The following is a 13,399-nucleotide window of genomic DNA, read 5'->3' on the forward strand; positions in this document are numbered from 1 at the left end:
CTCTAAAGGTCATGATCCGCTTCGAACACGTATCCAAGCAGTATCCGGGAACCTCGCGCCCGGCGCTGGGCGGCATCACCCTTGAGGTGCTGCGCGGCGATTTCGTCTTCCTCGTCGGAGCGTCCGGGTCGGGCAAGTCGAGCTGCCTCCGCCTCATCCTCAAAGAGGAGCGTCCCACGAAAGGCCGCATTCATGTGCTGGGGCAGGACCTCGGGGCGATCTCCTCGCGTAAGGTGCCGTACTTCCGCCGCAACATCGGTGTGGTCTTCCAGGACTTCCGGCTGCTGCCGAACAAGACGGTCTTCCAGAACGTCGCTTTCACTCTCCAGGTGATCGGCAAATCCCGGGGCTTCATCCAGGAGGCGGTGCCCGATGTGCTCACGATGGTGGGTCTCGAGGGCAAGGCCCAGCGTCTGCCGCACGAGCTCTCCGGCGGCGAGCAGCAACGCGTGGCGATCGCGCGGGCCGTTGTCAACAAACCGCAGATCCTCCTCGCGGACGAGCCGACCGGGAATCTCGATCCGGCGACCAGCGCCGGGATCATGGCCGTTCTCGAACGCATCAACGCCGGCGGGACGACCGTGCTGATGGCCACCCACGAGGCCGCCATCGTCGACCAGATGAAGCGGCGTGTGATCGAGCTCGTCGGCGGTCAGATCGTCCGCGACGAGCGTCACGGCGGCTACGGTGTGACCGCGAGCATTCCGCTGCCCCGGATGGACGAGGCCCCCGGACGGCACGCGGTCCAGCGGGATGCCCCGGTGACGGCTGCGGCCCCCTCCCCGTCCCCGTCGATGACACGGCCGCACACCCCACTGTCGAACCCGCAGGCGCCGGTCACCGTTTCGCAGACCGGACCTCAGCCGGCGGCGCCGCTCGCCGCGCCACGGTCTGCTGCCGGGGAACGTCAGCCGGCTCCGGCCCCGTTCGCGACGGTTCCGGCGCCCGCAGCGGCCGAAGACCTGCCCGAGCACCTCAATTTCACCGCCAACCTCGATCTCCGGGGTCTGCGCGAGGACCCGGACGGTGACAGCGCGCAGAAGGTGGGACCCACGAAATGAGATTCGGGCTCATCTGGTCCGAGGTCGGCAACGGCCTCCGGCGGAACCTCTCCATGGTGTTCTCCGTCATCCTGGTCACCTTCATCTCGCTGACTTTCGTCGGCACCGGCGCGCTCCTGCAATTGCAGATCGGCCAGATGAAGACGTACTGGTACGACCGTGCCCAGGTCGCCGTCTACATGTGTACGGGGACGGACAACTGCCAGGGCGGTGCGGCGACAGGCCAGACCATCGCCGCCGTCAAGAAGCAGCTGGAGTCCCCGGAGCTCGCCCCATACATCCAGAAGTTCTACTACCAGGATCAGCGACAGGGCTACGAGCAGTTCAAAGAGCAGTTCAAGGGGAACCAGATCGCCGACTACGTCACGCCGGAGATGATCCCGCAGACGTTCTGGGTGAACCTCAAGAACCCGAACCAATCGGACGTGCTCACCGAGACGCTCTCCGGGGCGGCGGGCGTGCAGAGCGTCGTCGACCAGCGCAGCTACCTCGACCAGATCTTCAATATCCTGGGCGCGGCGAGCACGACAGCGCTGGTGATCGCCGCCCTCATGCTCGTGGCTGCCGTGCTGCTCATCGCGACCACGATCCGGCTGTCCGCGTTCTCGCGGCGGCGGGAGATCGGGATCATGCGGCTTGTCGGCGCGTCGAACCGTTTCATCCAGACACCGTTCATCATCGAGGGCGTCGTGGCGGCGCTCATCGGGGCGCTGCTGGCCGCCGGCGTTCTGGTCCTCATCGTTCAGGTGTTCGTGCGCGGACCGCTGCAGTCCCAGATCCAGTCGATCAACTTCGTTTCGATGGCGCAGGCTTGGCCGGTCGTCCCGCTCATCGTCTTCATCGGGGTGGCGCTGGCCGCCGCGTCCGCGAACTTCGCCATCAAACGCTACCTGCGCGTCTGAGTCTGTTTGCGCGTCTGAGGCGGATAGACTGGTCTGCTGCGCTTGCGCTCTACGCGGGCGCATCCCGCCCTCGAAACGTCAGGAGCAGCCGTGGCCAAGGAACGTGGTCAGAAAGTCGTGGCCACCAATCGCCGGGCGCGTCACGACTACACCATCGAAGACACCTATGAGGCCGGTCTCGTGCTGACCGGAACCGAGGTGAAGTCTCTGCGACTCGGGAGAGCGTCGCTGGTCGACGGCTATGCGTTCGTCGACGGTGGCGAGGCGTGGCTGGACGCGGTCCACATCCCGGAGTACGCCGACGGCACCTGGAACAACCACGCGCCGCGCCGCAAGCGGAAACTGCTCCTCCACAAGGCGCAGATCCTCAAGATCGAGAGCAAGGTGAAGCAGGGCGGCTACACGATCGTCCCGCTCCAGATCTATTTCAACGATGGCCGGGCGAAGGTCGAGATCGGTGTCGCGAAAGGCAAGCGCGAGTACGACAAACGGCAGGCGCTGCGCGAGCGGCAGGACAACAGGGAAGCGCAGCGGGCGATGGTCAGCAGGAAGCACCTGGGGGAGTAGAGCATGAGCACGACGGCGGAGCGCATCCCGGTCAACGGCACTTACAACTTCCGCGACGTGGGCGGCTACCCCGCCGAGGGCGGCGTTGTGCGCAGCGGCAGACTCTTCCGCTCCGATGGGCTCGCCCGCCTCGGCGAGGCGGGTAAGGCGTCGCTGCGCGAACTCGGTGTCCGGGTCGTGATCGACCTGCGCGACGATTTCGAGGTCTCCCTGTTGCCCGACGACCTGGACGGTCTCGATGTCGAGGTGCTCCGCCTTCCAGTGTTCGAGGGCTCGGGTGCGTCGCAGTCGACCATCGGTGCGACGCTGACCGGCCTCTACGAGAAGATCCTGCTGCAGCACGGAGACGTCGTCGCCGCCGCGCTGCGCGATGTCGTCGGCGCCGGCGAGGAGGCCGTCGTCGTCCACTGCACTGCGGGCAAGGACAGGACCGGCATCGTCGTCGCTCTCGCCCTGCTGTCCGTCGGTGTGGACCGCGCGACGGTCGTCGCCGACTACGCACGAACGGAGGCGAACCTCGACGGTCCCTGGCTCCAGGGGATGCTGGCTCTCGCCAGCAGCCACGGCATCGAGGTCACACCCGAATTGCGCGTCATCATGGCCGGGAGCCCGCCGGAGGCTCTCGAGAGCGCGCTCGACCTGATCGAGCAGCGCGACGGCAGTGTCCGCGCCTACCTGCTGCACGCGGGGCTGGACGAGATCGAGCTGGCGGCGTTGCGTTCCGTTCTGGTGGAGCCGGCCTGATTCTCACATCGAAGTCATAACAGGCTTTCAGCCCGGTCGCGGCCGGATGGGATGTCCTTGTGGCCATGGATGACACCCAGCCCACCGCACCGCTCCCCGGACAGCAGTACGCTCCGCCGTCCGAGGGCGCGTTTCCGCCCGGCACTGTCCCACCGAACGCCGCTCCGTCCAGTGCCACCCCCGCGGAGCCCTTCTACAAGCGGCATGGACTCGCTTTCGCGATCTCGACGCTTGTTCTGGGCATCGTGGTGGTTTTCGGGGTGGCCGGAGCCGGGGCGTTCGCCGTCGGCACCATGATCTTCCACAACGCCCGTGCCGTCCACGAGAACGACGGGCGGCTGGCCAGTCCGCATCTGCCCGGACGCAAGGGCGACGGCAACGAAGATCAGGCTCCGTTCGCCGGGGGCGTCGTGTGGGCCACGGTGAGCAGCATCTCCGGCGACACCTGGAAGGTGGAGACGCTCAGCGGGGAGAGCCTGACGGTCATGACCACGTCGTTCACCAAGTACGGCCTCCCGGGAAAGGGCACGGACGCATCCGGCTTCGCGAAGGATGATGAGGTGATCGTCGTGGGCAAGCGCAGCGGTGGAACCGTGACGGCCACGCGTATCATGAAGCTCGACCTCTTTCCCCAGCATCCGCCGGCCACGCTGGGGCCGGTCGCGCCGGGTTGCTGACCCCGCAGTCTTTCCTGCTCCACCGGCAGGCATCGGACAAGCCCGCTCAGCGACGCTGAGAGTCTTCGTCGTCCACCGATTGTTCATAGCAGTGGATCTGGCGGTGTTGTAGAATGAGGTACCCGCCACGACAGTGGCAAGCACCTCGAGAACTCAACAGCGCGACGACGGCCCGGCCTTCTGGCCGAAGCATGGGGATGATCGGTTTCGACATTGTCTGCGTGAGTATGAGAAGCGGGTCGAGGATGCATGGTTATCTCGTTAACGATCCATGCGAAAAAATAAGTGCCAATTCCAAGAGCACTGTCTCGGCCAAGGCCGACTTCGCCCTCGCGGCGTAAGTTCACCTCAGCCATCTGAAGAGACCGTCAGACCGGGAACCGTTCTCTACCCGGAGCCTGGCGTCAGCGAGAGAACTTGCTTCTGCGTTGAGCATCAGGGCGCAGAGGGACTCCAAACTGATACTGGGCCCGTCGGAACAGGTGCCAGCGACATGTTCCGGGGCCGAGAAAGCGACACACTGGCTACGCCCGTAGAAGGCATATGACCACAGCAGTGGACGGGGGTTCGATTCCCCCCATCTCCACCATCGGCCGTCGTCGCGCTGTTGCTCGTGCAAAGGCCGCGCCCGTGGGGGTGGCCTTCCTCTCCGGGTGCGCGCTGTCGAGTCTGCGGTCGATGCGCAGCCGACGATATGCGGGGTGTGGCGTCGCTCTGGTGTGCTGCTCAGGGACGTTGGTTGAGGTGTGACGCGATAGATGGGTGAGGACCTCCCGGTCGAGAGTGGGGCTGTCTAGTTTCCCTGCACTCGATGACTTAGGAGGTCCTCGTGACCCACGCTAATGCTGCTTTGACTCCTCGCGAATGCCTCCGCCTGGCCCGCCAAGTCGTCGACGACGGCTGGTCCGTTGCTGCGGCGGCGACCTACTTCCGAGTGTCCTGACGCACCGCGGACCGATGGGCTCGTCGTTACGTGGAGATGGGCGAGGCGGGAATGCTGGACCGTTCGTCACGGCCGCATCACAGCCCGAACAAGACCCCGCGAAGACTGGTCCGCAAGGTCGTGCATCTGCGGTGGAAGAAGCGGCTGGGACCAGTCGGTATCGGCGCCCAGCTCGGCATGCCCGCCTCGACCGTTCACACGGTCCTCTCCCGGTGCCGGATCAATCGGCCCAGCCACGTCGACGTCCGCACCGGCGAACCCGCCCGCCGCTACGAGCACGAGCATCCCGGATCGATGATCCACGTCGACATCAAGAAACTCGGCAACATCCCCGACGGTGGCGGCTGGCGCTACGTCGGACGTCTCCAGGGAGAGCGGAACAAGGCCATCACCGCGAAGCGGACCGGGAAACACGGGATCACCGGCGACATGATCACCGGCACAGCGTTCGTTCATACCGTCATCGACGATCACTCCCGTGTCGCTTACGCCGAGATCCACGACGACGAAACCGCCGCCACTGCAATCGCTGTTCTGCGTCGAGCGGTCGGCTGGTTCGCCAGCCGTGGCGTCACCGTCGAACAGGTGCTCTCCGACAACGGCTCCGCATACCGCTCATACGCCTGGCGCGACGCTTGCGCCGAGCTCAGCATCCAACCGAAACGCACCCGGCCCTACCATCCGCAGACGAACGGCAAGATCGAACGCTTCCACCGCACCCTCGCCGACGGCTGGGCATACGCCCGGCACTACAACTCCGAATCAGCCCGCCGCAACGCACTCCCGGCCTGGCTGCACTCCTACAATCACCACAGGCCCCACACCGCCATCGGCAGCCAGCCACCCATCAGCAGATTGACCAACGTCCCTGGGCAACACACCTAGGTCTCTGGGGTGGCGCGATGCGCTCCGGCGCACCGAGTTCCTGAGCGCTCCGGCACCGATCGTGTGCGAGATGGTCAGGTTTTACTTCTGTCAGACTGGTCCCATGGTACGGAAGACACGGCTGATCGCGATCATCCTCGCGTGCGTCACCGGTGCTGCGATCGCGGCTCCCTTTCTCGTGTCGTCGCTGGACGGGGCGTACTTTGGCTTCGGCGCTCTGGTCATCTGCTGGTTCTTCGTCGCGCCGGTGAGCCTGCTGGGGACCGTCGTCAGCGCCGCACTGGCGTCGGTCGGCGCGCTCCGGGCGGCAGAGTGCGCCGCGAGGACCAGAGTGGCGATCTTGGCTGGATGGGCTGTCGCCTTCATGACGGTGCTGGTGGGGTTCGCCATGACCGGGGGAGGGCCGTCGCCGCCGATTTGCGCCCTGGCCGTCGCGACAGTGCTCGCTCCTGTCTTCATCGCCATGTGTGCCGTCGGTGTGGCCGGTGCCATGCACCGTGGTCCGGAGGTCTCCGCGAAGACCAGGTCTCGCCGTCTGGTGGTCTCGCTGCTCGGCTCCAGCCTCGCAGGTGCGCTGCTCGTCCTCCTTGGTGTCCAATTCGCGCGTGTGGCGGAGTACAGAGCGGACCTCGACGCGGTGAAGTACTATGGGGTGCCCGAAACGGAACGTGCCCGGGAAGCGAAACAAAACCGCGCTTCCGCGTGTCTGGCTGTTCCCGATGCTTTCGCGGCTCTGGATCGGCTCGACCAGTTGGCTGGAGGAGGGCTCTTCCCCGAGCCGCAGGTTGAGGGGATCGCGAGAGCGACTGCTCAGGGTCGAGCCGCGCTCAGCGGTTTCGATCATACGGACTGCCAGCTGGAAGCCGACCGGTTAAGCGCCGCTCTGGAGAAGCAGGGCATCCCCGCCGCTGAGTTCCACTGGCTCGATCTCCTCAGCGGTGAGCGAGCGTTCCGGGCAGCCGGGTTGGCGGATGATGAGCCCGAGCCGCGGGAGCTCTCGTTCTTCGAGGTCACTTCCGAGAGCGCAGCGACGATGAGGGCTCGTGCCGCCGAGGCTCCGAGCCGTCTGCGCGCCGTGACGGACGACAGCAATGATGCACGTGATCTGTTTTTCTCTGTGTATGACGTTGTCTTCGACGTGCTGGAGGGACCGGGGAAGGACCTGGCAGCGGCCGCACCGGAATCCGCTGAGCAGGTGATCCGGACGTTTTCCGTCGAGGGAACGTTCGCGGCCGAGCGTCTGCGGGAGCTGTCGATCGAGCTTGAGGCATACACGAACTACGCACAGAGCATCGGTGCCTGACGCATCGTGCTCGCGTTCATGCTGCTCTCGCCCGATGACGCTGTCGCAGGCACCTCTGCCGGGCTTCTCCGCCCCTCAGCCCAGCGCCACCCGTCTCACCCCATCCCGTCCAGGGACTACCGTTGAAAGATGATGATGCCTGGAACCGGGAGCGGCGAGGCGGAGACTGCCGCCGACGCACTGACCTTCGCCGATCTCGGTCTGGACCGGGCCGTGCTCGCCGCCCTGAAGGACGTCGGCTACGAGACGCCGTCCGCCATCCAGGCCGCGACGATCCCGCTGCTGCTCGAGGGGAGGGACGTGGTCGGGCTCGCCCAGACCGGGACGGGGAAGACGGCCGCCTTCGCCCTTCCCATTCTGTCCCGTCTCGATCTGTCGCAGAAGAGCCCGCAGGCTCTCGTGCTCGCCCCCACCCGCGAGCTGGCGCTGCAAGTGGCGGAGGCGTTCGAGAGCTATGCGACGCATCTGAAAGGCGTTCATCTGCTGCCGGTGTACGGCGGCCAGGGCTACGGGGTGCAGCTCTCCGCGCTGCGTCGAGGCGTGCATATCGTGGTGGGCACGCCCGGCCGCATCATGGATCACCTCGACAAGGGAACGCTCGACCTCTCCGCGCTCAAGCACCTCGTGCTCGATGAGGCCGACGAGATGCTGAAGATGGGTTTCGCCGAGGATGTGGAGACGATTCTCGCCGACACGCCCGATGACAAGCAGGTCGCGCTCTTCTCCGCGACGATGCCGGCGCAGATCCGCCGCATCTCGAAGAAGTACCTGCACGATCCCGAAGAGGTCACCGTCAAGGCCAGGACGACGACGTCGGCCAACACGACGCAGCGCTATCTCGTCGTTTCGTACTCGCAGAAGGTCGACGCGCTCACTCGCATCCTCGAGGTCGAGAACTTCGAGGGGATGATCGTCTTCGTCCGCACGAAGAACGAGACGGAGACGCTCGCGGAGCGGCTCCGGGCCCGTGGCTACTCGGCGGCGGCGATCAACGGCGACGTCGCACAGGCCCAGCGGGAGCGCACAGTCGACCAGCTGAAATCGGGCAAGCTCGACATTCTGGTCGCCACGGATGTGGCGGCGCGGGGGCTCGATGTCGACCGCATCAGCCATGTCGTCAACTTCGACATCCCCGTCGACACCGAATCGTATGTCCATCGCATCGGCCGGACCGGCCGCGCCGGACGCAGCGGGGCGGCGATCAGCTTCGTCACCCCGCGCGAGCGCCGGCTTCTCACTGCGATCGAGAAGGCCACCCGTCAGCCGCTGACCCCGATGCAGCTCCCGAGCGTCGATGATGTCAACGTCACCCGCCTCGCCCGTTTCGACGACGCGATCACGGTCGCCCTCGCCCAGCAGGACCGCATCTCGCGGTTCCGCGACATCATCGCCCACTACGTATCCCATCACGATGTGCCCGAGGCGGATGTGGCGGCGGCGCTCGCTGTCGTCGCCCATGGGGAGGAGCCGCTGCTGCTCTCCGCCGACGATGCGCTCGCCCAGCGCATCGAGCGGGACGCTCGCGACGACCGGCCCGGTCGTGACGATCGCGGCCGGGGTGAGCGTCCGGTGCGCCGCGACCGCGGTGACAGACCGATGGCGCCCTATCGCATCGAGGTCGGCAAACGGCAGCGGGTGGAACCGCGCCAGATCGTCGGCGCGCTCGCGAACGAGGGCGGCCTGAGCCGCGACGACTTCGGCCACATCCGGATCATGCCCGACTTCTCGATCGTGGAGTTGCCGGCGGATCTCCCCGGGGGCACTCTCGCGCGGCTGACCGGAACGCGCATCAGCGGCAAGCTGATCGAACTGCGGCCGGACCGTGGCGCGGGAGCGCGGCGCAAACTGGACGAACGCGGGGAGCGTCCGCCCCGCAAGCCGCGGCGTCGCTGATCGGCCCGGTTCAGTCCTTCCCGATGGCCTTGGTGACCGGTCACCGGCTGGTTCTCGTCGAAGGCGGTGACGGGGCGGTGGAAGCCGCGGGTGAGCACCACCAGGTAGACGAAGCCGATCGCGGTCCAGACCAGGCCGCCGACGAGCGCGTCCACATGCAGATTCGCCCACAGGATGCCGGTCAGCACCATGCCGAGGCCCGGCAGCGCGATGAAGGTGACGATGTCCTTCGGTGTGCGCCGGCGACCCTTCCGGATCGCGAACCAGGCGATGACCGAGACATTGACGAAAGTGAACGCGATCAGCGCTCCGAAGTTGATGAACGCGGCAATGAGCTTCAGCGTGAAAGCGGCAGCGAGCAGGCTGATGAGGCCGACCAGGACGATGTTGAACGTGGGGGTGCGCGTCTTCGGGTCGATGTGGCCGAAGAGGCGCCGCGGGAGGACGTTGTTGCGCCCCATCACGAGGAGCATGCGGGACACGGAGGCGTGCGAGGCGAGTCCGGAGGCCAGCGTCGCGCAGAAGCCGGCCGCGGTCAGCGCGGCCTGAAGCACAGGGCCGCCGACCTGGAGGCCGATCTGCGGCAGTGTGCTGTCCTCGATCGCCTCGACCGGGAACGCCGATGAGGAAGGGAACCGTAGCTGGGTGAAGTAGGCGGCGATCAGGAAGATCGCTCCGCCGATGAGGACCGTGAACAGGATCGCGCGCGGCATGATCGCCGGCGACGTCGCCTCTTCTGCGTACATGGTCACCGCGTCGAAGCCGATGAAGGAGAAGCACACGATCGTCGCGCCCGTCAGGACAGCGCCCATCGTGACGCTGTCGTGGAAGAACGGGTGCAGAGAGGCGACGGTTCCCGCCGCCTCTCCCCGCGCCAGCTGGGCGATGACGAGAACGACGAACACCGCGATGACGACGATCGAGAACACGAGCAGGAGCATGTTGAGATTCGAGGTGCCACGCATGGTTAAGAAGATGATCGAGGTGACGACGGCGCAGTAGACGACCACCCAGATCCAGCCGGGGACACCGGGGAACAGGGCCTCCAGATAGCTGCGGACGATCAGGCAGTTGACCATCGGCAGGAGCATATAGTCGATGAGCGAGGTCCAGCCGACCATGAAGCCGACGTTCGGGTGGACGGACTCGCGAACATAGGTGTAGGCCGAGCCGGCGCTCGGGATGGCACCGGCCATCTTCCCGTAGCTGACGGCGGTGAACATCATCACGCTCAGGGCGACCAGGTACGCGGACGGAACCACATCGTTCGTCTCCCGCGACACCATGCCGAAGGTGTCGAACACCACGGTTGGAGTCATATAGCCGAGTCCGAGGCCGACGATGGCCCAGAGCCCGAGAGTGCGCTTCAGAGTCCCGCTTCGGGGCGTCGGTGGCGCTGAGGTGCTCGACAATATTCTCCTTCGGGAACGGTTCGGGGCCGCTGGAGGCCCATTATGCCAGGAGGCCGGGCGTCAGCGGTGGTAGGCCAGCGGGGCGGGGACGGCGCCGGTGCGGGCCGGCGATCCGGTCATCCGCGCCATGCCCCCACAGCCTCCAGCAGCTCGGTCTGGCGCTCCTCCGTCGCGAAAGACGCCTCGATGGAGGTGCGGGCGAAGCGTTTCGCCTGGTCGGCCGTGACGCCGAGCGCGTCCCGCACCGCGAGATAGTTGTCACCGATGTAGCCGCCGAAGTACGCGGGATCGTCCGAGTTGACGGTGACGCGCACACCGGCCTCGTCCAGGTGCAGCAGGGGGTGTTCGGCGAGTCCGGCGACGGTGCGCAGCCGCACGTTCGAGAGCGGGCAGACTGTGAGCGGTGTGCCGTCCGCCGCGAGCCGGCGCAGCAACTCCGTGTCCTCCACCGCGCGGATGCCGTGGTCGATCCGCTCGACGCCCAGCAGATCCAGCGCCTGGTGGATGTAGGCGGGCGGGCCTTCCTCGCCCGCGTGCGCGACGGTCCGCAGGCCGGCGTCGCGGGCGCGGGCGAACGCCCCGGCGAACAGTTCCGGCGGGTAGCCGACCTCGGCCGAGTCGAGACCGACGCCGAGCAGCCGCTCCGGGCGAGTCAGCGCGGCGCTGAGTACGGCGTCCGCGGACTCGACCGGCTGGTCGCGCAGGAAGCAGAGGATCAGGCCGCCGGTGATGTCGAGGTCGCGCTCGGCCTCCGCCAGCGCCCCGCCGATGCCGTCCACGACCGCCTCGATCGGGATGCCGCGGGCCGTGTGGGCTTGCGGGTCGAAGAACAGCTCGGCGTGCCGCACGCCCTGGGAGGCTGCCCTGCGCAGGTAGCGGCGGGTCAGCTCGGCGAAGTCGTCCTCGGTGCGCAGCACCTCCATCGTCGCGTAGTAGAGGTCGAGGAAGGACTGCAGATCGCGGAAGTCGTACTGGGCCGCGAGCTCGTCGACGGAACCGTAGGGGAGGGAGACGCCGCTACGGCCGGCGAGCTCGAAGGCCAGCTCCGGTTCGAGGGCGCCCTCGATGTGGAGGTGGAGTTCGGCCTTGGGGAGCGAGAGGAGGGCGGCGTCGGAGGGCGGCGCTGGCTGTGCGGTCATGCTTCCGATCCTCCCACCGGGTGAGGCTTCTCCGTCATCGGGACGACGCGAGCGCTCGCACGGATCGGTAGCGTCGGAGGATGATCGCCCCTGCTCGCCGCCGCGCCGCTCGAAGCCGTGCCGGGCTCCTCGCCGTCGCGGCCGGTCTCGTGCTCCACTTCGCCGCCGACAGCGCGGCGGGCTCGTTCGCTGCCGATGCTCTCTACGCGGTCCTGCTCTTCGCTCTCGTCGCCCTGGTCGTTCCCCGCTGGCCTGCGCTCCGCATCGCCGCTGTGGTTTTCGCCGCCTGCGCGGCGATCGAACTCGCGCAGCTCACCGGTGTCCCCGCCTGGCTCTCGACGGCGATCCCCGGTGCGGCACTCGTCTTCGGCACGACGTTCCAGTTTACTGACCTGATCGCTTACGCTTTCGGTGCGGCGCTCGCCGCAGCGGTGGACGGTGGAATCGGGAAGCGCGCGGCAGGATCTCCCTGAGCTCTGCGGAGGACTTCCACCCCGTCGATCCGCCGCCGCGCCCGCCAGCGGCAACACCGAGTCGATGACGGGTCGCATCGCGTGCGGAGACGAGCCGGGTCAGACGCTCTCGCGCACGGCGGCCGGAGACGTCGCCGCCCTGGCCGGAACGGCGACGAGGTTCATGGTCCGGCCGGGGCCCGATCGGTGCGCCGGCCGAGAACCTCCCGGATCTTCACCTTGTTCGAGTACTCGATCGATCCGTACCGGAAGAGCCGCACCGCGAGACGCATCACGATCGTGGCGAGCACGAACAGCTCGACGATGATGATGATCGCCTGCCAGAGCGGAAGCGAGCCGAAAGCGTTCAGGAGGAGCGCGGTGATCGGCGCTGTGAAGGGGAAGTAGGCGAGGAGCTGCACGATCGGAGACTGCGGCGAGCTGACCGCGAAGCCGAACGCGTACAGCGGGATGACCACGGCGAAGATCATCACGGAGAACACCGGCGCTGTATCCTTCGCGGTCGGCATCACCGCGCCGACGGCCACCAGTGTGCCCGTGAAGAGCGCGAACCCGCCGATCAGGATCAGCGCGCCCACGATCATCTTCTGCGGATCGAAGACGAGGCCGCTCAGGTCGAGATTCGGGATGTTGAGCTGATCGCGGAAGAACATGTACCCCACCAGCATGGGCAGAGCGAACACCGCGATCTGGATGAGGCCGATCGCGAACAGCGAGATCACTTTGCCGATCAGCAGGTTCGTCGGGTTGATCGTCGTGAGGATCATCTCCGTGACGCGGTTCTCCTTCTCCTCCAGAGTGGAGTTCAGCATCTGGTTGCCGAGGAAGACGATCACGATGAAGAACGCCGCGAGGAAGAGGAGGGCGGGCAGAATGGCCTCGAATCCGGGTGCGATCTCGCCGTCCTTGAACGTCGTGGTCGTGGTGCTCACCCCGCCGCGCAGGATGGCGGCGCTTATCGGGTCGGCCAGCCGCTTCTCCACGCTGGCCGACAGGAGCGACTGCGCGACAGCGGCGTACTTGCCGTTCTCCAACAGACCGACATCGGCTCCCCACACCCTGACCGTCTGCGTGGCCGGATCGGCGGGGTAGTCGATGTAGGCCTCGGCGCTTCCCGACTGCGCCTTCTCGACGCCTTCGGCGCTGCTCGGAATCTCCTGGCCGCCGTACTCGCGGGCGAGCGCAGGGTCCACGAGCCCGGAGGCATCGCTGTAGAGGAAGTCGAAGCGGGCGTTCTTCTGCTGGTCCGCGGTGTCCGCGGTCGCGGCGTTGGAGGCGATGACGAGGGCCCCGAGCCCGAACACGAGGATCGGCACGATGAGCGTGACCGCCCAGAACTGGCGTTTGGAGATCGTTCACAGGAACTCGAACGCGATGACGGTGGACAGATTGTGGCGGGC

10 protein-coding genes, 1 other RNA gene and 2 pseudogenes are annotated in these 13,399 nt (G+C 66.8%); 10 read left to right on the top strand and 3 right to left on the bottom strand.

Going from position 1 to position 13,399, the window contains the following annotated elements; genetic code table 11:
- The first annotated feature begins 11 nt into the window (after positions 1-11).
- The 9 genes and pseudogenes from ftsE to O159_RS04140 all read left to right on the top strand — a co-directional run bounded on the left by ftsE (position 12) and on the right by O159_RS04140 (position 8,975).
- Positions 12-1,061 (top strand): cell division ATP-binding protein FtsE, encoded by a 1,050-nt coding sequence (gene ftsE / locus O159_RS04105; protein ID WP_021754496.1) that lies wholly within the window; start codon positions 12-14, stop codon positions 1,059-1,061.
- On the top strand, positions 1,058-1,963 hold the full coding sequence (gene ftsX / locus O159_RS04110) for a permease-like cell division protein FtsX (RefSeq protein WP_021754497.1): 906 nt from the start codon (positions 1,058-1,060) through the stop codon (positions 1,961-1,963). The genes ftsE and ftsX overlap by 4 nt, the downstream gene beginning before the upstream one ends.
- A gap of 90 nt (positions 1,964-2,053) precedes the next feature.
- On the top strand, positions 2,054-2,530 hold the full coding sequence (gene smpB, locus O159_RS04115; protein WP_021754498.1) for an SsrA-binding protein SmpB: 477 nt from the start codon (positions 2,054-2,056) through the stop codon (positions 2,528-2,530).
- A gap of 3 nt (positions 2,531-2,533) precedes the next feature.
- A complete protein-coding gene (locus O159_RS04120) occupies positions 2,534-3,274 on the top strand; it encodes a tyrosine-protein phosphatase (RefSeq protein ID WP_021754499.1) in 741 nt (246 codons plus the stop codon).
- A gap of 65 nt (positions 3,275-3,339) precedes the next feature.
- Positions 3,340-3,951, top strand: a complete 612-nt coding sequence (locus tag O159_RS04125; RefSeq protein WP_021754500.1) for a DUF5666 domain-containing protein — start codon at positions 3,340-3,342, stop codon at positions 3,949-3,951.
- A 193-nt stretch (positions 3,952-4,144) separates the two neighbouring features.
- Positions 4,145-4,540: a transfer-messenger RNA gene (gene ssrA, locus O159_RS13810) on the top strand.
- A 240-nt stretch (positions 4,541-4,780) separates the two neighbouring features.
- A pseudogene (locus O159_RS04130) lies at positions 4,781-5,779 on the top strand (IS481 family transposase).
- A gap of 103 nt (positions 5,780-5,882) precedes the next feature.
- Positions 5,883-7,082, top strand: a complete 1,200-nt coding sequence (locus tag O159_RS04135; protein ID WP_021754501.1) for a G protein-coupled receptor family protein — start codon at positions 5,883-5,885, stop codon at positions 7,080-7,082.
- Between the two features lie 132 nt (positions 7,083-7,214).
- On the top strand, positions 7,215-8,975 hold the full coding sequence (locus tag O159_RS04140; RefSeq protein ID WP_043993998.1) for a DEAD/DEAH box helicase: 1,761 nt from the start codon (positions 7,215-7,217) through the stop codon (positions 8,973-8,975).
- A 35-nt stretch (positions 8,976-9,010) separates the two neighbouring features.
- On the opposite strand, the pseudogene O159_RS13815 reads toward O159_RS04140, so the two are convergent.
- Positions 9,011-10,294, bottom strand: a pseudogene (locus tag O159_RS13815) (APC family permease); the annotation flags it as partial.
- A gap of 209 nt (positions 10,295-10,503) precedes the next feature.
- Entirely contained in the window at positions 10,504-11,526 is a 1,023-nt protein-coding gene (locus O159_RS04155; RefSeq protein ID WP_021754504.1) for an adenosine deaminase, read from the bottom strand.
- An 80-nt stretch (positions 11,527-11,606) separates the two neighbouring features.
- On the opposite strand from O159_RS04155, the gene O159_RS04160 reads away from it, so the two are divergent.
- Positions 11,607-11,999 carry a DUF2809 domain-containing protein gene (locus tag O159_RS04160; RefSeq protein WP_021754505.1) on the top strand — a complete coding sequence of 131 codons (393 nt, stop codon included), beginning with the start codon at positions 11,607-11,609 and terminating at the stop codon, positions 11,997-11,999.
- Between the two features lie 161 nt (positions 12,000-12,160).
- Here the strand turns inward: O159_RS04160 and O159_RS04165 are convergent, their stop codons facing one another.
- A complete protein-coding gene (locus O159_RS04165) occupies positions 12,161-13,351 on the bottom strand; it encodes an ABC transporter permease (RefSeq protein ID WP_269078386.1) in 1,191 nt (396 codons plus the stop codon).
- Positions 13,352-13,399: the final 48 nt, after the last annotated feature.

The sequence above is a fragment of the Leifsonia xyli subsp. cynodontis DSM 46306 genome (assembly GCF_000470775.1).
In the GTDB taxonomy this organism is placed as follows: Bacteria; Actinomycetota; Actinomycetes; order Actinomycetales; family Microbacteriaceae; genus Leifsonia; species Leifsonia cynodontis.